The 25,096-nt window shown below is 48.0% G+C and carries 33 protein-coding genes; 27 read left to right on the plus strand and 6 right to left on the minus strand.

Annotated features, from left to right (window positions below):
• Positions 1-8 precede the first annotated feature (8 nt).
• The 6 genes from LS482_RS16135 to LS482_RS16160 are packed head-to-tail and all read right to left on the minus strand — an operon-like array spanning position 9 to position 5,436.
• Positions 9-539 carry a phage virion morphogenesis family protein gene (locus tag LS482_RS16135; RefSeq protein WP_233028542.1) on the minus strand — a complete coding sequence of 177 codons (531 nt, stop codon included), beginning with the start codon at positions 537-539 and terminating at the stop codon, positions 9-11.
• Complete coding sequence (locus LS482_RS16140) at positions 539-1,804, minus strand: phage head morphogenesis protein (protein WP_233028543.1); 1,266 nt, start codon at positions 1,802-1,804, stop codon at positions 539-541. The genes LS482_RS16135 and LS482_RS16140 overlap by 1 nt, the downstream gene beginning before the upstream one ends.
• Positions 1,690-2,967 carry a phage portal protein family protein gene (locus LS482_RS16145; RefSeq protein ID WP_233028544.1) on the minus strand — a complete coding sequence of 426 codons (1,278 nt, stop codon included), beginning with the start codon at positions 2,965-2,967 and terminating at the stop codon, positions 1,690-1,692. Before LS482_RS16145 ends, LS482_RS16140 begins: the two co-directional genes overlap by 115 nt.
• Positions 2,968-2,970: 3 nt before the next feature.
• On the minus strand, positions 2,971-3,393 hold the full coding sequence (locus LS482_RS16150; protein ID WP_233028545.1) for a phage protein Gp36 family protein: 423 nt from the start codon (positions 3,391-3,393) through the stop codon (positions 2,971-2,973).
• Positions 3,390-4,910 (minus strand): phage terminase large subunit family protein, encoded by a 1,521-nt coding sequence (locus LS482_RS16155; protein ID WP_233028546.1) that lies wholly within the window; start codon positions 4,908-4,910, stop codon positions 3,390-3,392. Before LS482_RS16155 ends, LS482_RS16150 begins: the two co-directional genes overlap by 4 nt.
• 31 nt (positions 4,911-4,941) lie before the next feature.
• Entirely contained in the window at positions 4,942-5,436 is a 495-nt protein-coding gene (locus LS482_RS16160) for a helix-turn-helix domain-containing protein (RefSeq protein ID WP_233028547.1), read from the minus strand.
• A 175-nt stretch (positions 5,437-5,611) separates the two neighbouring features.
• On the opposite strand from LS482_RS16160, the gene LS482_RS16165 reads away from it, so the two are divergent.
• From LS482_RS16165 to LS482_RS16290, 27 genes are all read left to right on the plus strand, one after another.
• Positions 5,612-6,703: an ATP-dependent Clp protease proteolytic subunit gene (locus tag LS482_RS16165; RefSeq protein ID WP_233028548.1), complete on the plus strand. Its 1,092-nt coding sequence runs from the start codon at positions 5,612-5,614 to the stop codon at positions 6,701-6,703.
• Positions 6,704-6,708: 5 nt separating this feature from the next.
• Positions 6,709-7,602, plus strand: coding sequence for a hypothetical protein (locus LS482_RS16170; RefSeq protein ID WP_233028549.1), 894 nt, complete (start codon positions 6,709-6,711; stop codon positions 7,600-7,602).
• A 16-nt stretch (positions 7,603-7,618) separates the two neighbouring features.
• On the plus strand, positions 7,619-7,981 hold the full coding sequence (locus LS482_RS16175) for a hypothetical protein (protein ID WP_233028550.1): 363 nt from the start codon (positions 7,619-7,621) through the stop codon (positions 7,979-7,981).
• 2 nt (positions 7,982-7,983) lie between these two features.
• Positions 7,984-9,216, plus strand: a complete 1,233-nt coding sequence (locus tag LS482_RS16180) for a DUF2586 family protein (protein ID WP_233028551.1) — start codon at positions 7,984-7,986, stop codon at positions 9,214-9,216.
• Positions 9,217-9,282: 66 nt separating this feature from the next.
• Entirely contained in the window at positions 9,283-9,711 is a 429-nt protein-coding gene (locus LS482_RS16185; RefSeq protein WP_233028552.1) for a hypothetical protein, read from the plus strand.
• Positions 9,712-9,722: 11 nt separating this feature from the next.
• A complete protein-coding gene (locus LS482_RS16190; RefSeq protein ID WP_233028553.1) occupies positions 9,723-10,016 on the plus strand; it encodes a hypothetical protein in 294 nt (97 codons plus the stop codon).
• 50 nt (positions 10,017-10,066) lie between these two features.
• Positions 10,067-10,285 (plus strand): hypothetical protein, encoded by a 219-nt coding sequence (locus LS482_RS16195; RefSeq protein ID WP_233028554.1) that lies wholly within the window; start codon positions 10,067-10,069, stop codon positions 10,283-10,285.
• Complete coding sequence (locus LS482_RS16200; protein ID WP_233028555.1) at positions 10,273-12,462, plus strand: phage tail tape measure protein; 2,190 nt, start codon at positions 10,273-10,275, stop codon at positions 12,460-12,462. Before LS482_RS16195 ends, LS482_RS16200 begins: the two co-directional genes overlap by 13 nt.
• Position 12,463: 1 nt before the next feature.
• Positions 12,464-13,090, plus strand: a complete 627-nt coding sequence (locus LS482_RS16205) for a DUF6046 domain-containing protein (protein ID WP_233028556.1) — start codon at positions 12,464-12,466, stop codon at positions 13,088-13,090.
• On the plus strand, positions 13,087-14,058 hold the full coding sequence (locus tag LS482_RS16210; RefSeq protein ID WP_233028557.1) for a hypothetical protein: 972 nt from the start codon (positions 13,087-13,089) through the stop codon (positions 14,056-14,058). Before LS482_RS16205 ends, LS482_RS16210 begins: the two co-directional genes overlap by 4 nt.
• Positions 14,045-14,539, plus strand: coding sequence for a hypothetical protein (locus LS482_RS16215; protein WP_233028558.1), 495 nt, complete (start codon positions 14,045-14,047; stop codon positions 14,537-14,539). Before LS482_RS16210 ends, LS482_RS16215 begins: the two co-directional genes overlap by 14 nt.
• Before the next feature lie 33 nt (positions 14,540-14,572).
• The gene (locus tag LS482_RS16220) at positions 14,573-14,854 is read left to right on the plus strand and encodes a hypothetical protein (protein ID WP_233028559.1); all 282 of its coding nucleotides are present in this window, start codon (positions 14,573-14,575) and stop codon (positions 14,852-14,854) included.
• A gap of 17 nt (positions 14,855-14,871) precedes the next feature.
• Positions 14,872-15,138 (plus strand): hypothetical protein, encoded by a 267-nt coding sequence (locus tag LS482_RS16225; protein WP_233028560.1) that lies wholly within the window; start codon positions 14,872-14,874, stop codon positions 15,136-15,138.
• On the plus strand, positions 15,135-15,434 hold the full coding sequence (locus LS482_RS16230) for a hypothetical protein (RefSeq protein ID WP_233028561.1): 300 nt from the start codon (positions 15,135-15,137) through the stop codon (positions 15,432-15,434). Before LS482_RS16225 ends, LS482_RS16230 begins: the two co-directional genes overlap by 4 nt.
• Position 15,435: 1 nt before the next feature.
• Entirely contained in the window at positions 15,436-16,278 is an 843-nt protein-coding gene (locus LS482_RS16235) for a nucleotidyltransferase (RefSeq protein WP_233028562.1), read from the plus strand.
• A 22-nt stretch (positions 16,279-16,300) separates the two neighbouring features.
• On the plus strand, positions 16,301-16,729 hold the full coding sequence (locus LS482_RS16240; RefSeq protein WP_233028563.1) for a hypothetical protein: 429 nt from the start codon (positions 16,301-16,303) through the stop codon (positions 16,727-16,729).
• Positions 16,726-17,613 (plus strand): hypothetical protein, encoded by an 888-nt coding sequence (locus LS482_RS16245; protein WP_233028564.1) that lies wholly within the window; start codon positions 16,726-16,728, stop codon positions 17,611-17,613. The genes LS482_RS16240 and LS482_RS16245 overlap by 4 nt, the downstream gene beginning before the upstream one ends.
• Positions 17,614-17,618: 5 nt before the next feature.
• Complete coding sequence (locus tag LS482_RS16250) at positions 17,619-18,998, plus strand: hypothetical protein (RefSeq protein WP_233028565.1); 1,380 nt, start codon at positions 17,619-17,621, stop codon at positions 18,996-18,998.
• Position 18,999: 1 nt separating this feature from the next.
• Positions 19,000-19,404, plus strand: coding sequence for a DUF5675 family protein (locus tag LS482_RS16255; protein ID WP_233028566.1), 405 nt, complete (start codon positions 19,000-19,002; stop codon positions 19,402-19,404).
• 1 nt (position 19,405) lies between these two features.
• The gene (locus LS482_RS16260) at positions 19,406-19,927 is read left to right on the plus strand and encodes a hypothetical protein (protein ID WP_233028567.1); all 522 of its coding nucleotides are present in this window, start codon (positions 19,406-19,408) and stop codon (positions 19,925-19,927) included.
• Between the two features lie 30 nt (positions 19,928-19,957).
• Positions 19,958-20,089 carry a hypothetical protein gene (locus tag LS482_RS21705; RefSeq protein WP_302849313.1) on the plus strand — a complete coding sequence of 44 codons (132 nt, stop codon included), beginning with the start codon at positions 19,958-19,960 and terminating at the stop codon, positions 20,087-20,089.
• Positions 20,086-20,781 carry a hypothetical protein gene (locus LS482_RS16265; RefSeq protein ID WP_233028568.1) on the plus strand — a complete coding sequence of 232 codons (696 nt, stop codon included), beginning with the start codon at positions 20,086-20,088 and terminating at the stop codon, positions 20,779-20,781. The genes LS482_RS21705 and LS482_RS16265 overlap by 4 nt, the downstream gene beginning before the upstream one ends.
• Positions 20,715-21,206 (plus strand): GNAT family N-acetyltransferase, encoded by a 492-nt coding sequence (locus tag LS482_RS16270; protein WP_233028569.1) that lies wholly within the window; start codon positions 20,715-20,717, stop codon positions 21,204-21,206. Before LS482_RS16265 ends, LS482_RS16270 begins: the two co-directional genes overlap by 67 nt.
• A complete protein-coding gene (locus tag LS482_RS16275) occupies positions 21,203-21,871 on the plus strand; it encodes a formyltransferase family protein (protein ID WP_233028570.1) in 669 nt (222 codons plus the stop codon). The genes LS482_RS16270 and LS482_RS16275 overlap by 4 nt, the downstream gene beginning before the upstream one ends.
• Before the next feature lie 269 nt (positions 21,872-22,140).
• Positions 22,141-22,323 carry a hypothetical protein gene (locus LS482_RS16280; protein ID WP_233028571.1) on the plus strand — a complete coding sequence of 61 codons (183 nt, stop codon included), beginning with the start codon at positions 22,141-22,143 and terminating at the stop codon, positions 22,321-22,323.
• Between the two features lie 63 nt (positions 22,324-22,386).
• Positions 22,387-23,961, plus strand: coding sequence for a TlpA family protein disulfide reductase (locus tag LS482_RS16285; protein WP_233028572.1), 1,575 nt, complete (start codon positions 22,387-22,389; stop codon positions 23,959-23,961).
• 40 nt (positions 23,962-24,001) lie between these two features.
• Complete coding sequence (locus tag LS482_RS16290) at positions 24,002-25,093, plus strand: lanthionine synthetase LanC family protein (protein WP_233028573.1); 1,092 nt, start codon at positions 24,002-24,004, stop codon at positions 25,091-25,093.
• Positions 25,094-25,096 lie beyond the last annotated feature (3 nt).

The following is a 25,096-nucleotide window of genomic DNA, read 5'->3' on the forward strand; positions in this document are numbered from 1 at the left end:
GTTTGTAGTTAAATAAGGGCCTGGAAACGACGGATAATCTCCCCTTTAAGCCAGGTATCGAAATCATCCATAAGCGCCCCACTTTCCCCGATAAATTGTCTTTTAGGTATAGTGATTCGGAAAGGGTCTTTGCTTAGGGCCATCCATTTATACCGCTGTTGCCCGGTAGCTTTAAACATATACCAGAAAAACCGCTTCATCCGTGTTGTGGGATGAATGACGATCACCCCTCCGGAGTTGTGTATTTCAGCATAGGGTGCTTCCGTCCCGAAAGTGATTTTTCTGCCAGTTTCCTGTAACACGCGAATACTATCCCGAAGGTTCCCGGTTTGGGTCAGGATGGCCCCGCCCGGACGATCGTTGTGCTTTCGCCCTTCCCAGGCTTCAAATGATACATCCAGCCAACCCTGCTCGAAAAACCGTTCCTTAAAGAAATTTACAGCGGTGACTTTGGCATACCGCATCTGGTCCCGTTTCAGGGCCTCCAGCATACCTGAAAAGTCCGGTGCCCTGTTTATAGTGATAACCCTTTTTCTCATTATTGTTTTTTTTCTTTGATAGTATCGGTTATGGCACGTAGGGCCAGCCGCCCATTAGCCAACTCCGCGATATTGTAATAGTAATCCCCTGACCGGGATTTCAGGTAAAACCACCTTTTGTATAAAGCCTTCTCTTTCCCTACTTCGGTACTTAACATAAATTCGGCTTCCCGGAGATCGTTTTTCAGATTCCGGACCAGGTAGTTCCTGCCTACCTGGTCTTTATGCGGCGTACTGACGATCGCTTTTATATCCTTGTTGGAAAGGGTAAAACTCGCCGGCAACTCCGGATGCGAAAACTTCACCTGTTTTTCCACGTACCTGGTTTTGGCGTACTCCCTGGCCTCATTGGAGGTACGCTCTATAAAAAGGTTTTCGATCCTATCGGATACGGTTTTATGAACGATCCGGAAATATCCCTGATCAGCTTTAAACACTTCCCCGGTCTTTCCTACGTTGGTCCTAAATTCCGGCTTTACCATATCCTCCGGAATGTTCCCTTTTCCGGTAGGCTTTTCTGCCGTTTGTATCGCTGTACACCTACATCGCCAACCATTGGGCGGGTAATACAGGCTCCAGAACGGGTCGTCCAGGGGTTTGACCGTTCCTTCCAGGACGGTATGTTCCTCCCGTACCCTGTCGTCTCCCACAGTTCTATATTTGAGATTCGGAAATAAATCTTTATCCGCCTCAAAGGTTTGCCATTGCCCGGCATGGTGCCCGGCCTGCCGTGCTGTCTGAAATTCCGCCTGGAGATAGTTTTTGTTATATTGGCCGTTTAGTACCTGTACCTGGTCTTTAAAACCCTGGTAATCGTTTTTATACTTTTGGGCCAGCTGGTTGATCTCCACCAGCTGTGTGTAGGACTTGGCCCCGGAGAACTTATAGAGGTTTTCCTCCATCTTCATTTTCACGGTATCGGCCTGGGCTTTCTCTCCCCATTTTGTCCAGTCTTTTCCCCATCCCTTTTGGGCCTGTTCCCTTATATCGTCAAAAATGGTGTCGATAAGTTCCGGATCGAGGGCTTCGGGTTGGAGTTCCCCGCTTAGTATAGCTTCCGCAAGCCGATCGATAATTTTCCCGTACCTGGAAACATCCAGCGCAACGGGTTTCCCGGGAACGTATCCGGCATAAAAGCGATGGATGCTATTTAGTGCCGGAAGGACTTTTTTTTTAAATACCTGGCTGTTGGACCTTTCGTATCTTTTAAACCTGTGGTTTGTTTTAATCCCAGGATCGGCACCCCGGTTTGCTGTTCCACCCATTCCGGGTCCACTTCAAATTGTTGGGCCAGTTTAACGGCCATCTCCGCTGCCTCCTTTTTGGCCTCCCAGTTTTCATCGTCCCACTCAAAATAGTGGTTCTGTAAGGGGCCATACACCGGGGAGAGATGTACCAGCTTGGGAAACAGTTTCATGTTGATGACATTTTTCACCAGCAGCTTGTCACTTTCAAACCGGTCCTTGGCCAGCCGGTATTGTATTTCGGCAGACCCCACAAAACTCTTTTCGTCCGTTAGGGAGGTCCCTCCCAAGACGCGTTTACTGATTTCGGAATTAATCCGCAATACGAGCAGATCATAAGTGTCCGCCTTACTGACGCCCCCGGTTTGTCCCACCTCGAATTTTTCATTGCCCTGGCCCACCAGGACGTTTGTTCTTTTAAAATTCAGTCCTGCCTCCAGGAGTTCTTTCTGCCGGGTTGGGTCTGAGCGGTCGGTGGTAATAAACAATGGTGGCACCCCATATTTATCGATAAAGTCCTGCCAGGCCCCCATACCCAACTTTTTAGCCAGGATAGCCGGGGCCATTTGCATCAACATGCCCAATTCCCGATCCTTCCCCACCTGCAGGTAATGGGGCTCAAAAAGTCCCTCCTTGTATTTCCACCCGGTTTGCGCTCCCGGCTCTTTAAGGATGATCCCTTTTTTGGCATTAAAATACCCCTGCGGGATTTCGTCAATATATTCCAGTTCCCCCAGGTCGTTGAGTTCGTATAATTCAACCAGGGTACGGCCCTGGAAACGGCTGAATACCGTGAGGCGACGGAAGTCCTCAAACCAGGGGCGTTGGAACAGGTCGGTCAGTTCCTCGTTTTCCTGCCCCTTTTCATCTACAATTTTAAAAGGTGCTCTTTGAGCGTGCAATAGCCGGGTGTCAATGACACTGCCCAGGTGATTATCGATAAGCAGGTTTCGATATACTTCGCTGAGTTGTGAAAAATCCGGTTCCTCCGGATCGGTCGCAAGGGCCACGGCCATTTTCAGGTTCTCCAGGCTTTGGGCCATAAGGTTGACACTCTCGTATTGTAACTGCCCGCTCAGGGCATTGGTGCGTTTGCTTTCTGCCGCCACGGAAAGGGTACGCTCGTCAGCCCTGCTTAGGATATAGCTTTCAGCCTTCCGGTATATACTTCTGATGATGCTCATGGCTTAGAGGTAAAAGTCCGGGTTACTGTTATGGCCCCAAATGGTGTTAAGCAGCGGGTTGCCATTATCATCTATTGCAGGCGGGAGGTTGTCCAGTATGATCTTCCCGGTGTTGAGTTTTTCCAGGGTATTCATCGCCCACTCCTGCTCGTCTTTAAAATCGGCAGGTACTTTCCGGGCGGCGTTCCTGCGAACGGCATCATAAATGAGCAGCTTGGTCAGGATACGCTTTAAAAGTTCGTTTTCTACCGGCTGGTCTGGATTGAATATCCTGTTTACGTCGTACCGGTGGCTGAGATAGCTTTTAATAACAGCGATCTGTTCGGCCTCGGCATTATCCAGCATGTCGGTAAAGTCTGCCGTACTTTCTACCAGCAGACGCTGGAAAATATGGGTTTGTATATAAGTGGGGTCTAAATAGGTCATAGTCTTTCGTAATTTGGGAGCATAAGGCCCTGAAGTATCGGCAGGCTTCCGGATTCGTATTCCACGTATTTTTCAAGTTCGGCTATCCCGGCCTGGTGGGCGTCGGGCCAGTCATCCTTGGTCTTATATCCCGGTTCGATTCCGTAAAGTTGTGCCATGCCGATAGCGGCATCGTTACTGCTTTTGAGTCGCTCGTTATAGAATATCCTGCCGTTTTGGTAATAGGGTTGCAGGGTAAGTATGCGATCGTATTTGCGCTGTTTTGGGAGGGTTGTTTTAATGATATTTAAACGGCATTTAAACTCCCTTTCTACCTCCTGTATCGTCCGTTCGACCTCGTCGTTCCAGAACTGTCCCTCGTATTGCCAATGGACAATAACCGTTTTTGGCAGGGATAGCTGGTAACGGCACATCCATTCCACGGCCTCCCGCATTTTGCTTTGCCGGCAAAAGGTATCTATCACATAAAAATCCTTCCCTTTAACCCCCTGGACGACCACAGCGTTATAGTCTGCCGTAGCGGTTCCGGCATAGGCAATGTCCCAATGCCCGATAATGATCCGGTAGTGGTTCAGGGCGAGCATCTTTTTGCACCATTGGATGTCCGTGGCCCTGAAAATTTCCCCTTCTACATGCGGCTGGTTATTGTATTCGGCCATTGTGGCCAGGGTTCCGATCAGGGCTTCCTTATTTTTAAAATAGTCTGGAGGGTATTTCTCCGGCCATACGGGTGCATAAGTAACCGGGTCGTAGGCATCGACCCGGTTCCAGTCCCAGGCAGGGTGTCCGTCCCGGAGCCGGGTCATTACCATAACCGATGCGGATCGGTTATTTACATGGATATATCGGGCCGGTGAACCGTCCATTGTAGGGACGAGGTCACGCTCTATCCAGCGGGCAATTTCACCGATCCGTTTCATGTTCTTCAACAAGTCCTTCGTTTCGATATCGTCGGCCACAATATGGGTAGGACGCTGGCCTTTGACCCTGAGCCCCCGGACGCTTTGCCCCATACCGAGGGCCTGCCCGATAAACCCCTTTTTGGTGACAAAAAAGCCATCTTCCCAATTTCCGGGATTGTGCTGCTCTCCAAAATCCGCAATAATCTGCGGGTTGGCTTCCAGTTCCGCCCGGATGTCCTCCAATAATTGCCTGGCCCGGTCCAGGTTATTCCCGATAATGACCAGGTACATGGGTTCACCCCGTATCCATAGCCAAAAGGGCAGCAGGATATTATTGACCACCGACTTGGCCAGGGCACGGCCCCACACACAAAAACCCATATAATTCGGGTTTTTGGCAACCTTCTGGGCAAAAACCTCATGGAACCAGGGCGTTTTACTATCGGCATAGTGCGGGAAATACCGCTGTACCATAAAGGCAAAATCATCCTTAGCCCGCTGGATGGCGGCCTGTTGCTCAAGCCTGGTTTCAAAGGGATTGCGCAAGCCTGTATTTCGGGCTTGTTCCAGTTTCTTTAAATACCGCTTGGCCGTTATTTTATCCTGCCTTTTCATCCACAATTTTTCTTGTCACAGGCACTGCCTGCTATAAGCGTTCACTAATGGTGTTGATGTGCTGTTCCTGGAAATCGAGGGTGTCGACGTAGAGTTTGGGATCGTATTGATTGAGATGTTTAAAAATGTCCTCCATGACCTCCAGGTAGGCAGAGAGGGAAACCCGGTTTTCCTTATCGATATTCTCCAGGGCCTTGTTCCATTTGGAGATGGCGTCATCAATCCCGACAGCTTCTTTTTGCAGGGAGAACAGGAGTTGTTTATCCTCCCCCTCTTTGGCCTGTTTGATCTGTGCAAAGAGTTCGATCCGTTGTTCGGTCAGGGTTTCGATCACCTGCCGGATGCGCTCGCTGCGCTCTGCCGACATATTCTGTTTGGCATTTCGGAGTTTCTTCCAGCCTTCCTTTTGTATCCATCGGGTCACGGTGCGTTCGGACACCCCGACCTTTTGGGCGGTAACCGTTGGACTCACCCCCTGGTTGACGATATAGTCAAATGCGATGCGCTTTTCCTTCTCCTTTGCCATAGCGCAAAGTTGCCCCCGATAGGCGTGTTGCAACAATTTGCCGCCCCGATTTAGGCATCCCCGGAAACTGATTTAGCCCCTGTGAACTCCTGATTTGTAAGGGCTTTTTGCATTTCGGGGGGTGCTGCGGGCAACTTTGTGACCCTAAAGCCCATAATGGGTGTTCAACAAATGCATGAAACAATACTTTAAAATCGAAGCCAGCACTAAAAACGGGATCGGCCAGCTACGGATCACGGATTATATAGGAAGTAGCAGCCATGCGAACTCGGAATCTGTCCGTATGCTGGTCGACGGCTTCCTGGAAGCAGGTGTAACCAGGTCCGATGTATATATCAACAGTGGCGGAGGCAGTGTTTTCCAGGCCGCCGAGATCATTAACGAATTAAAGCGGCTGGATAGGGTCACTATTACTGTTGGGGCATTAGCCGCCAGTGCAACAACCCGTATCCTGGCTGCTTTTCCCGGAGGCAGGGCCTATCGGAACAGCCAGTTTATGATCCATAAACCATCGATCGATACTAAAGGGAATGAGGACCAGCTGCAATCCGACCTGAAAGCCATTCAGAACCTGACCAGCGACTACCGGCAGGCGTATGCCAATATCTCCGGAAAATCCGAAGAAGAAATCGAGGAAATATGGGGTAAAGGCGATTACTGGATGAATGCCGAAGAAGCTAAGGCGTTCGGTCTTATTGCCGAGATCATCAAGGAAGATAGCGCGATCCAGGCCCGTGACATTGCTGTAATGACGGCCTGCGGTTGCCCCCATATTCCGGCCTCTACCGCACCAAAAATCAAAAACGACAATCAAATGGATAGAAAACAAATCATTGCCAGGCTCGGCCTGGACGCTGATGCCACGGACGAGCAGATCATGGGGGCCCTGGCTACGGCCAAGCAAAAGGCCGATGATGTGGATAACCAAAAAGCCCAGGCCGAGGCTAATGCCAAAATAAGGGCTGAAGCCCTGGCCGACAGGGCGATCGCCGATAAGAAATTCACGGCTAAGGAACGGGATACCTATGTTACCCTGGCCATTGCCAATTACGACGCGGCCAAAACCGCTATCGATGCCCTGCCTTCCCTGCCTAAACTTTCGGCAGAGATCAACCCACATACCTCCGGTGCAGACCTGGCCGCAAGGGTGGGCTGGACCCTGGACGACTACCTGGACAAAGACCCGGAAGCCTACGCGGCCATGCTTACCGAAAACCCGGAAAAGGCAAAAAAACTGGAAGACGAATACTTTAAATCCCAACACTAAAGACTATGCCATTACAAGTCGTAAACCTTCCGCTATTGAACCAAAAGGCCGAGCGGGAAATGATTAAAAAATTCAGGCATGAGCATACCTGGTTATCCGAGGTCATGTCCAAAAACTCCTGGGTGAATAATGATGTCATTAAGATACCCGTACAGGGTGCCGCCCCAAGCGTGCTGATCAATAATAACGTGTATCCGATTGTGAGTTCACAAAGGGAAGATGGCTATGTGGCCCTTTCTCTCAATAAATACGACACCACAAACACGGATGTTACCGATGACGAACTGTATGCGTTGCCTTATGAAAAGGTAAGCGACGTGCAGGTCCAGCACCGGGAAGAACTGGAAGAAAAGACGGGAGAACACGCACTCCATTCCATAGCCCCGGATGAAAACACTGCCGAAACCCCTGTCCTGGAAGCCACTGGCCCTACAAGGGACGGGCGTAAGACATTGGTCACTAAAGACCTGATCCGGTACAAGGAACTCCTGGACAATAAAAAAATACCCAAGAGGGGGCGTATCATGGTATTGTCTCCCAGTCACGTAGCCGACCTGCTCGAAGAAGATACCACCTTTTCCCGACGATACCAGAATTATGGGACCGGGGCTATCATGGAAAACTTTTACGGCTTTAAAACCTACGAAACGGTTTATAGCCCTGAGTTCAGTGTGGACGGACTAAAACTGCCTTTTGACACCACCGAAACAGGACTGCTGTCCTCCGTGGTGTTCCACAAGCGAAGTGTAGCCAAAGGCCGGGGAACGGTAACACGGTATGCCCGTGACGCTAAAACCGATCCCGAATACCGAAAAACCACGATAGGCTTCCGGTTGTGGTTTATCGCTGTGGCTTTCCGTAGTGAAGGTATTGGTGCCCTGGTCAGCGAAAATGTTTAACGATCAAATTTCAGCCATGAAAGCATATAGTAAAACACAACTGGAGAAAAAGGCGGAAAAACACTTTAAAACCTTTCACGAAGACTCCAAAGCCTATGCCACCTCTGACGGTTACTTTTTCCGGTCGGAGAACCGGGCGGGGCTACATGCCAAAACCAAAAAGACACTGGTGGTTTACATTTTCGAGAGAAAAACCGAAGCCAGTCAGATCGATACGGGCGAAGCCTATAAAACCGTGAAGGACATCGAAGAACTCGTGGCCCAAACAGAGGATGCGGCCACACTCGAAGAACTGCTGATCGCCGAGCAGGAAGGCTCTAACAGGAAGACTGCTATTGCCGCTATACAGGCGCGTATTGATGAACTAAAACAGAAATAGACATGGCGCAGTTAAGTGGAGTTATCATTAACCGCCTGGAAGGCGGTCTGGGTCGTAGGACAGCAAACACCGACGGGGTGTTTGCCCTGGTCTCTGCCATGCCTTTGGCCTCGTTGAACCTGGAAGCCCATACCGCGATAAAACTCATCCAGGTGAAAGATGCCGAAGCCCTGGGAATTACCCCGGCCTACGATGCTAACAACGGGGTGCTGGTGCACCACCAATTAAGTGAATTGTTCCGCCTGGCCCCGGACGTTATCGTCTATCTGGTCGGGACCGAAGTCGGTCAAACAGTTAGCGGGGTTATAGAGGACATTCTGCCCACAATCCGGAGGAATAAGGATATTAAAGGCTTGGGCTTTATCGGGTTTGATGATACCCTGGACACCCTGCCCGCAGCCCTGGAAGGTATCCAGGCTTCCCTGGTGGATGAACTGGCCGCGGAAAACCGCTATATCGACCTGGTACTCCTGGAAGGTAAGGGAGGTGCAGAAGCCATTGACCCTACCAATATTCCCAGCCTTCGGGAACTGGCTGCGCCGCAGTGTTCGGTAGTCATTGCCCAGGACCCGGAAATTGCGGCAATAGATGAGGCTTACGGCAACTATGCGGCTGTTGGTGCTGCCCTGGGCATGTTGGCTGTTCGCCGGGTTAACGAAAACCTGGGCTCAGTCAATATCCAGTCCAAACCCCGAAACCGGAAAGGAGAACAGGACTATACCTTAACGGACAGCGCTCAAAACCTTTGGTTGAGTACAGCCCTTTCCGATGGAACCCCGACCGAGTCGCTGACGAAAACCGATCTGAAAGCCCTGAACGATAAAGGGTACATCTACACGGCCTCTTATGAAGGATACGCTGGCGTATTCTTTTCCAATTCCCCGACGGCAACAACCCCGGACAGCGACTATGCCTATATCGAAAACAACCGGGTATGGAACAAGGCAGCCCGGCTGATCCGCACCACCCTGATCCCCGAGGTCCGGGGGGTGGTTAAAAAAGACCCGCAAACCGGGTTTATTCGCAGTACCACCGTAAGCCGGTGGACCGGGCTACTGAATGCCGCCCTGGAACGCATGGAGGCTGACGACGAGATCAGCGGTTTCGAGGTGTATATCGATCCGGAGCAGGTAGTCAATGACGAGGCCCCGGTACAGGTAAAAGCGAAGATCGTGGCCGACGGTATTGTTCACGAATTTGAGATTGACCTCGGATTAACAAACGACATCTCGTAAGCCCTTTAAGGGCATTTGGCAAGCCCATAATGGGCACTTAGTTATAAAATATTTACTCCAAATCACATGGCAAGGATCATAAACAATTTTGGAAAGATACAAGGCTGGAACAGTATCACGGTCAACCTGCTGGGCAGGGATATAGAAGGGATCACCGCAATATCGTATTCGGACTCGGAAGAACTGGAAAACGTCTACGGTGCCGGGAAATACCCGGTAGGTCGAGGCGGCGGGAACTACCAGGCCGAAGCCTCTATCACTTTGCTAAAGGAAGAATGGGATGCGCTTCAGGCCGCCGTACCTGCCGGGCAGCGTGTACAGGACATTGCCCCCTTTGACATCATCGTGGAGTACACACGGGATAACGGGGCGATCCAGGTGGACCGTATCCGCAACGCGCAATTTACAGGACGTGGTGTGGAGAACAACCAAAACGACAAGATGCTGGAATACGAGGCCGAACTGATCATCTCCCACATTGAATGGAATGTATAAACTGAAAACACATGGATATAAAAGCATTGGAGGCCAAATATGGCAAAAGGAACCTGCGCCTGGCCACGGTAAAGACCGAGGACGGGGACCAGTATGAATTTGTCCTTCGAAAACCTACCCGGAGCATCATCAAAGCAGTTAACGCCTCCAAAGGGGACGAAGAAAAAGCCGAAAAGATCATGGCCTCGAACTGTATTGTCGGGGGACCAATGGAAGCCCTGGAGGACGGGGAAGTGTACCTGGGGATCATAGAGCAGGTCGGCAAACTCTTTAAAAAGGCCAGTGTTGATGTAAAAAAGCTCTAAGCCTCCGGAAACTCGAACTGTTACCCCCGGAGGAGGCCGACCCGGACTGGATGGAAAAGGGCGACGCTATCATCCGGGTAGTTTTCAGAATTAATCCGGATACCCTTTCCGATGATGAATGGGCACAGCGGTTTCGGGAGTGGCAATTTGTAGAACAACTCCGGATGAAACATCACGAGATCACCTTTAAAAAAGCATTGACCGAGGTACTTAACGAATTTTCAAAAGGTGCCAGTAGCACTGACGGGACGAAAAAATGGCCGCGATAACTACGAAGTGGATATTAGAACTTATCGAAAAAGCTACCAAACCCCTGCGGCAAATTACCCGTGGAGAAAAGGAGGCCCAAGAACAGGCGGACAAGCTGGGGGGTAGTTTGGATCGTGTTTCTGCGATTGATCTTTACGCGGTAACCCAGGCCCTGGACACGGTAAACAATGTGCTGAACAAAGCGGTCGAGCCTGCTCTTAAATACGAGGACGGCCTGGCCGATGTGGAGGCCATTACAGGAGTAACCGGGGGTGCCCTTCAGGACTTGGGTAAACGGGCCAGGCGTTCTGCAACCATTTTCGGAGGCGAAGCCACAGACTCCCTGAATACTTATAAAAAAATACTATCGCAGCTTGGCCCCGCTATTGCCGAAAACCCGGATGCCCTGGAGGCGATGGAACACAAAGCCCGGACTTTGAGTAAAACAATGGATAATGACCTGGTAGCGGCAACCGAGGCCCTGAACACCTCCATGTTGCAGTACCAGGTAGACCTTTCCGATGCCACCAAAGCATCCGCAGAAATGGACCGGATGATGAACGTGATGGCCGCAGGGGCCAAAGAAGGAGCCGCAGAAGTCCCTGATGTGGCAGCAGCGGTCAAAGTGGCCGGGGTCCAGGCGTATAACTCGAATGTGTCCTTTGAAGAACTGAATGCTTCCATACAGGAACTTGCCAGGGGCGGCAAGATTGGTGCCGAAGGGGGGACCGCCCTGCGGAATGTCCTGGGCAAAATGGCCGGCGAGGAAGTCATCAGCAAAGAAGCCAGGGACAGGCTCAAAAAGTTAGGTGTCGATATGGGGATCGTAGGAGATAAAAGCCTGCCCCTGACCGCCCGACTCCGGGAACTGAAAAAAGCAGAGGGTGACGCTACCATTTTTGCACAGATGTTTGGTGTGGAGAATGAAGCAGCCGCCCGTATCCTGATCCGGAGCGCCGATGCCCAGGACAAACTCCGGGAAAAGATCACCGGCACTAATACGGCCTATGAGCAGGCCGAAATAAAGATGTCCACCTGGACCGAAACAATGGGCCGCTATAAAGCTATGTTCCAGAACGTACTGATTACCATTGGAGGCAGTGCCAAATACCTGGTTCCCGCCATGCAACTGTTCGTGGGGCTCGGCCAGAGTGTGGCCACCTATGGCACCATAAAACAGGGGCTACTCCCGGTAATGACCGCTTTCCGCAAAGGACTGGCCATGAACTCCCGTAACGCCATACGGGCCGCCATGTCCTTTGTGGGACTGACCACCAGCACCACGGCAATGGCTACCGCCCAAGGGGCAGCGACAGCCACTTCCTGGACGCTGTCGGCAGGGATCAAGGCCATAGGTACGGCCATTTACAGCATTCCCATTGTCGGCTGGATATTGGCCGCCATTACCGCCCTGGTCGCCTTGTTTACCTACCTCTGGAAACAAAGTGCGGTGTTCAGGGGAACCATTAAGGGAATATGGGAGATCGTCAAAGTAGTTTTTTCGGCGATATGGGATTTTGTAAAGCCGCTCCTGGTACTCTGGTGGGAAACCACTAAAGCACACCTGCAGTTTATGTGGAACCTGGTTAAAAACGTATTCGGCTGGATATACAACACCATCAAAGGCAACCTGCAAAGGGCATGGAATACCATAAAAACCGTGTTCAATGCTGTATGGGGTTTCCTAAAGCGTACCCTGGGAGTGATCTTTAGGCTATTTAAAACTGTGTTTGGCGGCGTTTACGATTGGGTGGCCGGGGTGTTTGACCGGATATGGGAAAAGGTCAAGGGTATTATTGAGGCTATAAAGAAAGCCGTCCAGGGTGTAGGCCGGTTCTTCGGTAAACTTTTCGGCGGGGCAAAGAACATTATCGATGAGAAGATCGCCGAGGAACGGGAAAAGGACGAAAAGAAAAAGAACCAAAATGGGCAAGGAGAAACCAACCCGATCAATGAGCTGCTGGCCGGTGATACCCAAACTGAGAACTCAAAAACAAGTACAACCGGGGGGACCACTTCCGGGAGCGGGGATTCCGGGATGGAGATGTCCGGAAATGGAGGCGGTGCAAAAAACATCTCCCTGACGATCAATAATCATTTTAATGTAGGGGCCAATGCCGATGCCCGCTATGTGGCGGACGTGGTATCCGGGAAGATCGCCGACCGCCTCCAGGATGCCATTGTAATGAGCAGCTAATATGGATATACGATACGACATAGGCCGGCTGATCCGGGAAGCCTTCGGGATTAACAGCCCGGTATATATCATCCGGGGAAGGCAGGAAGTTCCTGCACCCGTGAACTATCCCGGCGTTCGGGTGGTCACTACCGATGAAGCGGTAAAGCTGTCCGATATGGGGACCCCGATTGTATTCCCGGTGACCTTTAAGGGTGGCACCTACCAGGTATATAACGCAAAGGGGGAACTGGCCAAAAAAGAGTTCGCCGACTTTGTCCTGCCGGCGGCCACCCTGGTGGATTTTAGCAGGGCCAAAAATATCGCCCGGACCAATGTCCTGGGCAATAATGGTACGGTCAAGGAAATATACGGGTTCGATGACTGGAGTATCAACCTGCGGATGGTCTGCCTACCGGAGCGCGATCGCACGGCAGCCGAACAAAAGGAAATCCTGTTGGAATGGGAACAGGTGGCCGCCAGCTTTGTGGTCGAGGGAGAACTCTTTACCGAAAAGAACATTTTTGCCCTGGCTATCCAGGACATTAACATCCGCCAGGTACAGGGTAAACCGGAAGTGATCCCGATCGATATGCGGGCCATGAGCGACGAACCCCTGGAGTTGATCCTTAACGAGAATATGCTATGACGGTGGCTATGAATGCCCGGATCATCTTCCCGGTACGGGAAGGCCGGCAGCAGATCGAAATACGTAAAACCAATTCGGTACAGGTCGAGTCCTCCTGGATGCTGCTGACCGACCGGGCGGAGATCGTGCTCCCGCGTAACATCAAGTTCTTTGATAGAAACAATATCCGCGAGGTATTCCGGCGGGGCGACCCGGTGGAAATACAACTCGGCTATGACGGGGAACTCCATACCGAGTTTACCGGCTATATCACCGAGGTTTCTGCCGACATCCCGATCCGCTTAAAGTGCGAGGACGAAATGTGGAAGATCAAGCAACTGCAGGTTAACTATTCCGCCAAAAATGTCACCCTGAAAACCTTACTGGAGGCCATTGTGCCGGGTTATGAGATCACGGCGGTAGATGCTTCCCTGGGCACGGTACGCTTTAGCAAGGTCACCGCCGGGCAGGTACTGGAAAAGCTGCAACAGGACTGGAAACTGTACACCTATATCCAGCCCGGCACCAAACAGGTCGTTAGCGGGGAGATTTATGCCGATAACACGGATCATGAAACCGTCCGCTTTAACCTGGAGCGAAATGCCGAGAGTTCCGACCTGCAATACCTCCGGGCCGAAGACATGCGGGTATTTATCAAAGGCTTTGCCATAGACAAGGGCCGGCGGATCGAGTACGAGTTCGGGGACAAGGACGCCCAGGTCACCATTGACTGGCAGTTTAGCGTCCAGGCCCTAAAGGAACTCAAAGAAGCCGTACAGCGGTTTTACCAGGCCAATAAAAAGGACGGTTTCGACGGTTCCTTTACGGCTTTTGGGAAACCCCGTGTCGAGCATGGTTGGAAGGTTCACCTGACCAGCCTGCTCTACCCGGACCGGGACGGCACCTATTACGTGGAAAGTGTAACCAAAGAGTTCGGTCGAAACGGCTACCGGCAACAAATAAAGTTAGGCAATCGTGCAACGGAATAAGGCTAAAGGAAACGAAACCGAAAAGTTAGGCTTTGTACTCAGGGAAATGATACGTGGAAGCATCCCGGTACAAACCGTGTGGGCGCGTGTAAAGGAGGTGAATTGGCAGGAAAAGACCATGATCGCAACACCACTGGCTGACGATTTGGACGTGTTCGACGTCTCCCTCGGATTGGGGAGTTTGTATAAAAAACCGGTAACCGGCTCGCTCTGCCTGATTGGGTATATCCAGAACAGGGACACGGACGCTTTTTTGATCGATGCGGAAGAGGCCGAGGAAATACTGTACACCAGCGGGGAAAGCAGCTTTACCATAAAGGAGGACGGGTATATCGTCAAAAAGGGCGGTGAAAACCTCCGGGATATACTCAGCGACTTTATGGATGAAGTCAGCAAGATCGTCGTGGTCTATGGGACCACCATAGACGTGGCCGCCGTAACGGCTATTAAACAACGTTTAAACACCATTTTAATTGAATAAGTCCAGCCCATAATGGGCATTAAATATGCTAAGATGAGGGATATTTTGATTGATAAAGACGATGACCTGGTTTTTAGGAACGGGGACTTCGCTACCGGGGAAAGTTTAACGCAGGAGGTTGCCCTGCTGCTCAGGCTTACCCAGGGCGAACTGAAAGACGACCCCATCCTCGGGCCGAACCTGTTCCAATTCATGCAGGCAGGTAAATCCCCGGCACAGGATGAAATACAGCGACGGGTGAAAATACACCTGCAACGGGACGGCAAGGACTATAACGAGATCAAAAAACTAATCAAGCCCATAATGGGCATTTAACAAATAAACCACATGTGATGAAAGACTATTTACTCCCGTTGATCACGGCCCTGTCCGGGGCATTTGCCGGATGGTTCTTTGAACGTCGGCATAAACAGGCCTCCCTCGAACAAAAAATGATGCGGCTCTACCAGGAATTAATGGACGACCTGCACAAACGTTATGATGAGAAATTCGACGACCTGGAAAAAGAAATCGAAAGGCTTCGCAAGAATGTGGAATTATGGAAACGCAAATACCAGGTACTTAAAAAAGAAATTGAAGAGAACAAAAAAGCGGAATGATCAAGGCCACCATTATAGGGTATCAAAGCCTGCTGGATATGACATTGCAGGAAACCGGAAGCGCGGAAAATGTTCTGGCCCTGGCCCTTCAAAATGGCTTGAGCCTGACTGAAGACCTAAAGCCAGGACAGGTTATCGAAATTCCGGAGGAGGTCATACGGGAACAGGACCGGGATGTGGTACGTTACTATCAAAACAGGAACCACCGGCCTGCCACCGCGATGCAAAACGATGTTGTCATTTATCCCGAGGGCATAAGTTACTGGACGGTTAACATCGATTTTATAGTAAGCTAAAATGGCAAGAAGCATCGGGAACATACAGGACGAGATCATTACCGCGGTACAGGACCGGCAGGAACTACGGGAGCACCTGACCAGCGACAGCAAATTATCCATTTGGAGGCTTTGGGTATATATCGTTGCTTTTGCCATCTGGACGCTGGAAAAACTCTTTGACCTGCACCGGGAAGAAGTGGACCGGGAACTGGAACTATTAAAACCGCATACAGCAAGATGGTATCGGGAAAAAGCCCTGGCCTTCCAGTATGGTTATCAGCTGATCCCCGACAGTGACCGGTACGACAATTCGGAGTTAACGGACGAGGAACTGGAGGCTTCCAGGATCATCAAATATGCCGCCGTAGTTGAAGCCATTAGCGAAAGTCGGCTTATTGTCAAAATAGCCACCCGGCAGGGAGACGTTTTACAGCCCATTACCCCTACACAGAAAGAGGCTTTCGACACCTATGTCAACGCTGTAAAAGATGCCGGGGTAAATATTACGGTGATCAATTACCTGCCGGATCAACTCCGGTTAAGTATCCGGATATTTCGCGACCCTTTGCTTCTGGACGCTAATGGGACGCATCGCGTTACCGGCAGGCGACCCGTTGAGGATGCCCTTCAGGAATATATGAAAGAGTTACCGTTTAACGGGGAACTCGTCATCCAGGAACTGGCCAACAAACTGGAAAACGCAGAAGGGGTAAAAATCGTACAGGCCGACCGGGTGGAAACCCGGTGGATCGATGTAGATAGTGGTACGTATGGAGCCTGGGAACCGATCGACGTCAGGGCATTTCCGCAGAGCGGGTATTTTGAAATTGAAAATTTTAACGGGATCAGTTATGTGGTTTGAGGTGAATTATAAAAAATTAACGGTGTTACTGCTGCTTATCCCTCTTCGTAAACCCCGGATGGTGGCCTGGTTACAATCTCTTTTGCAACCTGTCAGTACACTTCATTACGAGTGGAAGCAAAACCGGGAACGCAACCTATACCGCCTCCGGCATAACGGCCAGGTGTGTTATTTGCGAAAGGCACTAAATGATGAGTTCGACCCGGAACTCAGACGGATTGAAATTGCAGACGGCAGCCGGTTCCGCCGGAACTATATCTATACCCAGGCGGAACAGCAGCCCCGTTACCTGGGCACCATGTACCTACGGCCAAGTTCGGATTATGAGGACACCGGTGTCGATTTTATTGTCCTGGTCCCGGCAGGGCTGATATACGATCCATACGATATGCGGGCACTTGTGGATTTTTACAAACTGGCTTCAAAACGATACCGAATTGAAGAACTATGAATCGAGCAGACTTTAACCAGACAGGAGGTTTTCCTTTAGAAACCGATACCCTGGACTTTGCCCAGGGGGCATATAACATTTTTAATGCCCTGGCCGCAATGGCAGGGCACCTTACCATACTTTCCGGATGCGAGCAGACCGGGAATACCGTAGCCGAGGGCGTGGTGGCCATAAACGGGGAGGTATTGCCATTTCAGAGCGGGCCTTTGGGTGCCGCTGTTATCATTCGGGAAGAAGTAGCTGAGCGGGTTTTTGAAGATGGAGAAAGCAAGGTAACCTACCGGACCCGGACGGCCCGGTTCGGCACCGGGACCACTTCCTGGCCCTGGTCAGAATTTAAGCGGGTACATTTAAGAACCATGCAGAAAGCCCTTATCCCTGAAGGTACGATCTGCATGTGGAGCGGATCGGTTAATGAAATTCCGGACGGCTGGGCCTTGTGTGACGGCACAAACGGGACCCCCAACCTGAAAGGCCGCTTTGTCGTGGGGTATGATTCGGGGCAATCCGACTATAACGCTATGGGAAAAACTGGAGGGGCCACACAGGTAACCCTTTCTACTTCACAGCTCCCCAGGTTTACGCCTTCGGGAACCATAAGGTCAGGAGGGGGACACTCGCATCCTTACCGGGATGCCTACCTGGCGGAAAAGGGAAACGATAAAACAAGACATCCCCAAGGGGGTGTAGAAGCAATCGGCACCGTGATCTATGGCAGTGGGAAATCGGATACAGACAACCGGTATTTTTACTATGTGAACCGGACAACCAGTTCCTCGGGATCACATACCCATACTTTTAACGGAAACCAGATCGGGGGCGATCAACCTCACGAAAACCGCCCACCTTATTTTACCCTCGCTTTTATCATGTTCAAAGGATAATCATCATGGCAAAAACGGCTTTATCAATATTAAAAAACTGGTTCCGAAACGGGCTTAAGCCCACACAGGAGCACTTTTGGAACTGGCTCGATTCATTCTGGCATAAGGATGAAAAAATCCCAACAGCGACCATAGACGGCCTCGATAAAATCCTGGAGGACGTTCCTTCCTCAGAACAGTTCCAAAACCACCTTACCGACACCAACGCCCACCATGAACTCTTCGACACAAAGGTGGATAAAGCAGAAGGGTACGGGCTTTCCCAGGAGGACTATACCCCGGAGGAAAAAGAAAAACTGGCCGATCTTAGGGATCACTCCCAGGAGATTGATGCCATATTTTCCGATTTGGCTGACAAACAGGATATCATAACCGGGGATGACGATAAGATTTTACCGGAATTTCTACCAGAACTGGCTATTTCAGGACTTGTGGAAAACGTGACAGAAGATAATATCGGGGATTTTGCCGCCAATAGTCTGGATACGGATGAGGACGGTAACCCCGTGTATGAGTTTCAACAAGGGGACGTGGTGGTCATTAAAGATACGGACGGGAATGTTCTTCACTATTTCTTTAAAGGTGGGGATAAAACCGACATCAATAATTATTCCCTGATCAATGCGACAAAAGTTTCCTGGAACAATATTACGGGAAAGCCCAATTTGCTAACCCAACCCTCCACACTGGAGGAGGTACTGGCACGAAATAATACTGCGGATAACGATCTCATTGTAAACAAAGTAGTGGCCCGTTTTTCCCCGGCCAATCCAGCGAAAATAACGGGAGAGTTAAGAAATACGGGGCTGGCAGTTGCCTTTGACGGCACCGATGTGTTTCGGATCGGGAGGCTTTCCGGTAATAATGAGACCGTAGATTTCTATTTGCACGACACGGAAAACGGACTATCGACAATAATGACGCTACGTCCTAAAATACAGGGATCAGCAGCTACCTTTTACGGGCCGGTATCCGGCTCGCCCGCAACTTCACCAGGCCATTTTGTAACCTTTAGCCAAATCCCCCGGACGGAAACAGGAACTTTCGAGCCGAATTTCAAAGTAGTTAACGGGGAAGTTGAAGGAATAACGGGAAATTACGCCTTTCAACAGATCGGTAACATAGTGACCGCATTTTTAAATTTTAGCCTCGAAAATGCTACTTCTACCAATGAAACGGGAGCCTTTGAGTTTGATTTGCCCTTGCCCTCTAATGGGGTATATGCCGGAAGTGGAAAAGTAGGAACAGCTACGGGAGTTCATCCTGTGGCTTCAGGCACTGTTGGCAGGTTTTGGGCCGGGGCGGAAGCGGCCCTCAGCTTTCAGCAGGTTAAAGGCTCAGGCGGTACTATCATCATATCCATAACCTATATGACTAACCAATAAGATGGACATTGTAATTCACAGGCAAAAAGGAAACGATACTCAAACTCCGGGACATTTGCGGGTATTCAAAAACGGTAAAGAGGTCTTTTCCTGTTATACGTTGGAACTTCCGGACCGTAACAACCAGACATGGGTCAGTAGAATACCTGCGGGGACCTATAATGCGGTCAAACACCAGGCCCCAAAGTTTGGCAATTCGATATGGATTAAAGATGTTCCCAACCGTTCTGAAATCCTGATCCATCGGGGTAATTACTATCGGAATACCCTGGGATGTATCCTGGTAGGTCGTTCCCTGGTGGATATAGATGGAGACGGGCATAAGGATGTTACAAACTCCGAGGAAACCATGAATACATTATACAACCTCCTGGAAGGTGAATTAACGGTAAAAATCATAGACTAAAATGAAAATGGAAGTACTTTTTTTGGCGGCATTATTGGCCCTGGGCTGTAAAACCAAACAGGTAAACAGGCATAAGCGTATGGAGGAAATCCGTACAGAAATCCGGGGGCAGCAGGATTCAGTATTATCTGTATTGAGGGAAAGGTTGGCCGAGGCTTCAAAAAAGACTCTTATCCAGGCCTCCGATATCCATTTGGAAAGCCTGCCGGATAGTTCCGGGAATATACTGCCCTTACACTATGTTCACATCCGGGAAGGTGATACCATAGAACAGATCAAAGTTGAGGGTGGCCGTTTGGTGGCCAGTCATAAGACAAAACAGTATGATATGCAGTCCAGGGCTGCAACTTCGGAAAGCGAAAAAGCCGCCTCCACGATGACGAAAAATCAGGACCAGAAGAAATCCTCCAAAGAACAGGGAACCGACAAGGAGGTCAAAGGTACGGGATTTCAGGCCGGCTTTTGGATAACTGCTGTGATTGTGGTCATAGTAGGGCTGGTAGTATGGAGATGGTTTAAATAGCCTTAAAACGGTATTAAAACACAGATAAATATGGCAACAAAGGAAATCAATTACAGGGAGCAATACGGTGTTATCGTGATTTGCAAGGACGAAAAACACCAACAGGAATTATACGAAAAACTAAAAAAGGAGGGCTTAAAATTAAAAGTAGTAACGGTATGATAGAACTTGAAATTAAACACCAATGTAGTGATTATGACAGCTACCGGGCTGCAAGGGTTAAAAGTATGTTTAACGCCGAAAGCGGGTGCAACTGGAATAAAAAAGTGTGTATGGACCTCCCGGAGCATTGGCAACTCGGTTTAATTGTCGGCAAGTCCGGAAGCGGAAAAACCTCATTGGGTAGGCAATTTTTTGGTAAAAACAAAATATATGATCCTTACGCGAATTGGGAGGATAACAAACCCATTATCGATTGTATTCACCCGGACGGAGATTTTAATGCGGTGACGGGTGCGCTGGCAGGTGTTGGACTTGGGGATGTACCCAGTTGGCTCAGGCCATTTAAAGCCTTATCAAACGGGCAGCAATTCAGGGCCGGATTAGCCCGTGTTTTATCAGAGCAGCCGGACGAAGTGGTTATCGATGAATTTACCTCAGTAGTTGATCGGCAGATCGCAAAAGTGGGTGCACTTGCCTTTGGTAAAGCATGGAAAAGAACCCAAGGCAAAAAGGCGGTTCTTTTAAGCTGTCATTATGATGTGATCGAGTGGCTCCAGCCCGATTGGGTGTATGATATGGACGCGGGCCAGTTAAAAAAAAAGCGCATTTGCGAGGTAGACCACGCATGGAACTCGACATTTGGAAGGTCAACGGCAGTTACTGGAAGCTATTTAAGGAACATTATTATTTAGACCTGGCCATGCCCCCAGCAGCCGAATATTTTGTCGGGACTATCAACGGGGAACTTGTGGCGCATGTGGCTGTGTGTCCCTTGTTTACGGCTAAGGCGTACAGGGCTACCAGGCTTGTCGTAATGCCCGAATGGCAGGGTGCGGGTGTTGGCGTAAAATTTCTAAATGAAGTTTGTAAATACCACAGGCAGGGCCACGGTCGCAAACACAAAAAATTTGGGACATTTTTCCATACGACACATCCTCAGCTGTGTGCCGCGTTAAGACGGCATCCCGATTGGATACAAACAAGGTCTACCCTGTACGGGGAAAATAAAAAAAGAAGCGCGACAAGTATGGAAAAGACAGGAAACGGCCTAATGACCGGGCTGGGATATGGAGGGCATTTCAGGGCTGTACAGTCCTTCAAATATATTGCAGAATGAAAAAGGTAAAAGTATTTATAAGTGGCCAGAAATGGTTTGGCCAGGAAGTTTTCAGGTTATGTCTGGATCATGATAAGATCGAAGTTGCAGGCGTATGTGCCCCGGTAGGTGATAAATATATCGGGGCATTGGCCCGACTTTTCGATGTGCCGATAGTACCAGCAGGATCACTTAATTATGAAACCATGCCGGAAGGTATTGATTTAGGGATCACGGCACATTCATTTGATTACATAGGGAAGCGTACACGCTACAAAACACGCCTTGGATGGATAGGATATCACCCCAGCCTTTTACCGCGCCACAGGGGCCGTTCATCCATTGAATGGGCCATTAGGATGCGGGACCATATTACAGGCGGCACCGTCTTTTGGTTAAACAGTGGCATCGATCGCGGGGATATAGCCAAACAGGACTGGTGTTGGATTGACCCGGCACTATACGCTATGGAACCCAAAAAGGCTGCAAGAAGGTTATGGGAGGACGAACTCCTGCCAATGGGTAAAAGGTTAATGACCGATGCGTTGGACGATATAACCTCGGGAATAATGAACAAAACCCCGCAGGACAACAGGTTTAGTACGTTTGAACCCAATACGGATGTAAAGGATATTTATAAACCTGACCTGTTAATGCTCGAGAAGTATGCCTCGCCCTCGAATTGAGACCACCATACAGGTCCAAACTTGGCTTTAGAGCGCAAGGAATTAATTGTTACCTTGCGCTAAGTGCCAAGCGTGGTTTTTTGGTACAATTCGTTTTCAGTTTTGGCACAATTCGTTTTGCCGATTATATGGTTTAAAAATAAAAGGATACTTGTTTTCAATATAAAAGAATTAACATAACCAACGATACTTTCGCGAAAGATGGACATATATCCTGAGTGTCCTTAAAAGTTCAGGAAAAGTATAATCAACCGTTAAACTGTTTAATTATGAAAAAATTAAGATTAGACAAATTGAAATTAAAGGCAGAAGACATACTTCAAAAAGAAGATATGAGAGCCATTCTTGGAGGATCCGGATCTGACTGCCCTGATGGCCAATTCCAATGTTCATGTAATGGAACTAGTTATGGATGTGTAAGTAGTGTACAGGAGTGTTGGAATAAATGTTAATTAACCTTTATTAACTTAATGGGTAAACAAAATCGTTTGCCCATTTTTTATATTCTAATGATTATGAATAGTAAAATTAAGGGGGGAGCGAGTCCCCGCTTTGTTAGTAAACAACTGTCCTTTTTGTTTAACTATAGTCAGAAAGCTTTGATATTAGTCTTGATATTTGGTGCTGCTATGACTGATATAACGGCGCAGCATGCAAATATATACGGAAATGTAATTAAGGCCGAAGATTCTTCAGAGGTTTGGTTTTGCCGTTTTATAGATGGTGATCCCCAGAATTATTATTTTATGTATGATAATACTTTAATTAAAGATAAAGTATTTGAAAAATCTTTCCCGGTTTCCGGAGCAGGGATTATTACCATTGCTCCGAATAAAAATATTCCCAAATTATACTTAATATGTGATGAAGGAGACGAGATAGAGCTCAATATAAGCAGAGATACAAATCAAAAGGCAATTGTAAATTTCGGAGGAAGTAATGCAAAGGGACATGAGTTATTTTATGCTTTGCATAGAGGAGGAAGTTTGGATAGTATAATCGATAATGATATTATTAAGATTGCAAAAAATGAGCAGGAAGCTATAGAACAAATTGAAAAGAAAAAAAAGGGATTTCTCCAACCTTTTGACAGGCTTTTAGACGACGGGGAAATTTCACCCTCATTTTATACATTGGTAAAAGCACAGGTCGAAGCAAACTTTGTAAGTTCTGTAAAGAGTGTGGCTTTTCATTATTTATTTAATTCAAAGTCTGGCAGGATTCACTTAAATAAATCGGCTTTAAAAGAAATCCTTAGGGTCATGTTTAATAGATATGATCCGTTTTCAGATAAATATGGAAACATTGATTTGGTTTCCCGGGTACTGAATTCAGAATCAAAAGGCAAACTGATAGAAAAGGAGATACTTACAGGAAAAATAAATGATATAGGATTGTGGAAGAAAGATTCGGAAGTCAGTAATTCTTACGCTCCGGTTGAAATCCAACATCGGATGATGGCCATAAAATTAATGTTCAACAGATATTATGGTATAGGGGATATTAAAGAAGACGAATATAATTTTAAACGGTTGAAGAAAGCTTTTCCGGGCAGTCCTTACATTTCACCGCTTTCGAAATACTTTAAAGAAGAAAAGGATGAAGAAAAAAGTATGGCATACACTTTTGCGTTGTACGAAAAGAAAAGTGAGAAGATAAAAATAAAAAATGTATATGCTGATAGCGATCTTTCGTCTGTAATTAAATCTGAACTGGACGGAAAACCAATTTTTGTTGATATATGGGCCACCTGGTGCGGGCCCTGTAAAGAGGAATTCCAACATTCTGCTTCACTACATGATTTTTTGAAAGAACACGATGTCGCCTTACTGTATTTATCTGTAGATGAGCCCCGGGTAGGAGAGAAATGGCAAAGAGACATTAGTGAGTATAATCTGCAAGGATATCATTATCTGGCTACCCGGCAGGTCTTTTCCGATTTGAAAAAAATTTTAAAAATAGATAGCCATATTCCTATTCCGAGATATCTGCTGTTTAATTCCCGTGGAAAATTGCTGGAAGGGGATATGCCGAAACCATCTGAAGGGGAGAAACTGTACTCCAGGATATCAGAGTTACTTCGACAATAATAGAGAAAACATGTCTGGTATAAATAACAGTTCGTGTAGTATGGAACCCGTATTTGACAAAATCAATGTTTTGAATGAGGTATTGCGGCAACATATCTCCAAGACTAAAAATATTGGGTTGTTAAACGGAAAAATGGGGGTGAGCCTTTATTTTTTTAATCTTTCAAAGCAAACGAATGACATAGCTTTTCAAGAGTTAGCGGAAAGCCTGATAATGGAGCTATACGAAGAAGCAGGTAAAACTAATATTCAACCGGATTTTGAAAATGGATTGGCAGGGATAGCATCGGGCATTATCTATTTGGTGAATAATAATTTTGTAGAGGCCGATTTAGATGATATTTTATCTGATGTGGAAGATAGAATGTATAAATATATAACCGAACATATAGGAAAACTTCCAATTGGAATAAGACGGGGGATAATGGGATTTATCTTTTATTATCTCTATCGTTTACAACAATATGATCTGACACAAGAGAGCGCAAAGATCTATATCCTGAAGCGAATATTGGTTGACCTCACCAACCGCATGTGTGAACTGATGGAAAAGGGAGATATCAAGACTTCTGATCCGTTATTGTTTGATATTTCCTGGGACCTTCCGATATCGCTTGTGCTTCTGGCAAAAATAAGAGCAATGAACTTTTATACCTCTAAAATAGATAGAATTTTAGAATATTTGTCTCCTATCGTATTATCTCTTTACCCCAATTTAGCCGGAAACAGGTTGTATCTTCTGTTCGGTATAGAAAGTGTTTTGCAAGAGGTTAATATGCCCAACTGGAAGAAGCATGCTGATTTACTGAAAAAAGACTTACAGCTTACACAGATTCTTAATGAAGAGTTCAGGAATAAAAATATTCATTTTGCTGATGGAATTACAGGGATAAGTTTTATTAGCAAACATTTATATAACGTAACACAAGACAAATCAATTTTATTTGAACACAGGGATTTACTGAAAAAAATAGTAGAATCTGAATATTGGGACAACATGATGATCGATAAAGAAGAGAAAAATAATGTCGGGATTTTTTATGGGATGTCGGGGATCGGTTTATTTTTGATAGAAATTTTAAAAACGGAATGTAGAAGAAATGATAATTCTACGACAAAAATAGCGCCATAATCC

The sequence above is a fragment of the Sinomicrobium kalidii genome (assembly GCF_021183825.1).
Lineage (GTDB): Bacteria > Bacteroidota > Bacteroidia > Flavobacteriales > Flavobacteriaceae > Sinomicrobium > Sinomicrobium kalidii.

Bases quoted from the DNA above. Each gene is read 5' to 3' on its own strand.
- LS482_RS16275 (WP_233028570.1), top strand. From the start codon at position 21,203: ATGAAAAAGGTAAAAGTATTTATAAGTGGCCAGAAATGGTTTGGCCAG.
- LS482_RS16185 (WP_233028552.1), top strand. From the start codon at position 9,283: ATGGCAAGGATCATAAACAATTTTGGAAAGATACAAGGCTGGAACAGT.
- LS482_RS16235 (WP_233028562.1), top strand. From the start codon at position 15,436: ATGGCAAGAAGCATCGGGAACATACAGGACGAGATCATTACCGCGGTA.
- LS482_RS21705 (WP_302849313.1), top strand. From the start codon at position 19,958: ATGGCAACAAAGGAAATCAATTACAGGGAGCAATACGGTGTTATCGTG.
- LS482_RS16220 (WP_233028559.1), top strand. From the start codon at position 14,573: ATGAGGGATATTTTGATTGATAAAGACGATGACCTGGTTTTTAGGAAC.
- LS482_RS16230 (WP_233028561.1), top strand. From the start codon at position 15,135: ATGATCAAGGCCACCATTATAGGGTATCAAAGCCTGCTGGATATGACA.
- LS482_RS16205 (WP_233028556.1), top strand. From the start codon at position 12,464: ATGGATATACGATACGACATAGGCCGGCTGATCCGGGAAGCCTTCGGG.
- LS482_RS16180 (WP_233028551.1), top strand. From the start codon at position 7,984: ATGGCGCAGTTAAGTGGAGTTATCATTAACCGCCTGGAAGGCGGTCTG.
- LS482_RS16200 (WP_233028555.1), top strand. From the start codon at position 10,273: ATGGCCGCGATAACTACGAAGTGGATATTAGAACTTATCGAAAAAGCT.
- LS482_RS16210 (WP_233028557.1), top strand. From the start codon at position 13,087: ATGACGGTGGCTATGAATGCCCGGATCATCTTCCCGGTACGGGAAGGC.
- LS482_RS16265 (WP_233028568.1), top strand. From the start codon at position 20,086: ATGATAGAACTTGAAATTAAACACCAATGTAGTGATTATGACAGCTAC.
- LS482_RS16280 (WP_233028571.1), top strand. From the start codon at position 22,141: ATGAAAAAATTAAGATTAGACAAATTGAAATTAAAGGCAGAAGACATA.
- LS482_RS16250 (WP_233028565.1), top strand. From the start codon at position 17,619: ATGGCAAAAACGGCTTTATCAATATTAAAAAACTGGTTCCGAAACGGG.
- LS482_RS16135 (WP_233028542.1), bottom strand. From the start codon at position 539: ATGAGAAAAAGGGTTATCACTATAAACAGGGCACCGGACTTTTCAGGT.
- LS482_RS16260 (WP_233028567.1), top strand. From the start codon at position 19,406: ATGAAAATGGAAGTACTTTTTTTGGCGGCATTATTGGCCCTGGGCTGT.
- LS482_RS16245 (WP_233028564.1), top strand. From the start codon at position 16,726: ATGAATCGAGCAGACTTTAACCAGACAGGAGGTTTTCCTTTAGAAACC.
- LS482_RS16155 (WP_233028546.1), bottom strand. From the start codon at position 4,910: ATGAAAAGGCAGGATAAAATAACGGCCAAGCGGTATTTAAAGAAACTG.
- LS482_RS16145 (WP_233028544.1), bottom strand. From the start codon at position 2,967: ATGAGCATCATCAGAAGTATATACCGGAAGGCTGAAAGCTATATCCTA.
- LS482_RS16170 (WP_233028549.1), top strand. From the start codon at position 6,709: ATGCCATTACAAGTCGTAAACCTTCCGCTATTGAACCAAAAGGCCGAG.
- LS482_RS16195 (WP_233028554.1), top strand. From the start codon at position 10,067: ATGGAAAAGGGCGACGCTATCATCCGGGTAGTTTTCAGAATTAATCCG.
- LS482_RS16190 (WP_233028553.1), top strand. From the start codon at position 9,723: ATGGATATAAAAGCATTGGAGGCCAAATATGGCAAAAGGAACCTGCGC.
- LS482_RS16285 (WP_233028572.1), top strand. From the start codon at position 22,387: ATGAATAGTAAAATTAAGGGGGGAGCGAGTCCCCGCTTTGTTAGTAAA.
- LS482_RS16150 (WP_233028545.1), bottom strand. From the start codon at position 3,393: ATGACCTATTTAGACCCCACTTATATACAAACCCATATTTTCCAGCGT.
- LS482_RS16225 (WP_233028560.1), top strand. From the start codon at position 14,872: ATGAAAGACTATTTACTCCCGTTGATCACGGCCCTGTCCGGGGCATTT.
- LS482_RS16255 (WP_233028566.1), top strand. From the start codon at position 19,000: ATGGACATTGTAATTCACAGGCAAAAAGGAAACGATACTCAAACTCCG.
- LS482_RS16270 (WP_233028569.1), top strand. From the start codon at position 20,715: ATGGAACTCGACATTTGGAAGGTCAACGGCAGTTACTGGAAGCTATTT.
- LS482_RS16140 (WP_233028543.1), bottom strand. From the start codon at position 1,804: ATGGGTGGAACAGCAAACCGGGGTGCCGATCCTGGGATTAAAACAAAC.
- LS482_RS16165 (WP_233028548.1), top strand. From the start codon at position 5,612: ATGAAACAATACTTTAAAATCGAAGCCAGCACTAAAAACGGGATCGGC.
- LS482_RS16175 (WP_233028550.1), top strand. From the start codon at position 7,619: ATGAAAGCATATAGTAAAACACAACTGGAGAAAAAGGCGGAAAAACAC.
- LS482_RS16290 (WP_233028573.1), top strand. From the start codon at position 24,002: ATGGAACCCGTATTTGACAAAATCAATGTTTTGAATGAGGTATTGCGG.
- LS482_RS16160 (WP_233028547.1), bottom strand. From the start codon at position 5,436: ATGGCAAAGGAGAAGGAAAAGCGCATCGCATTTGACTATATCGTCAAC.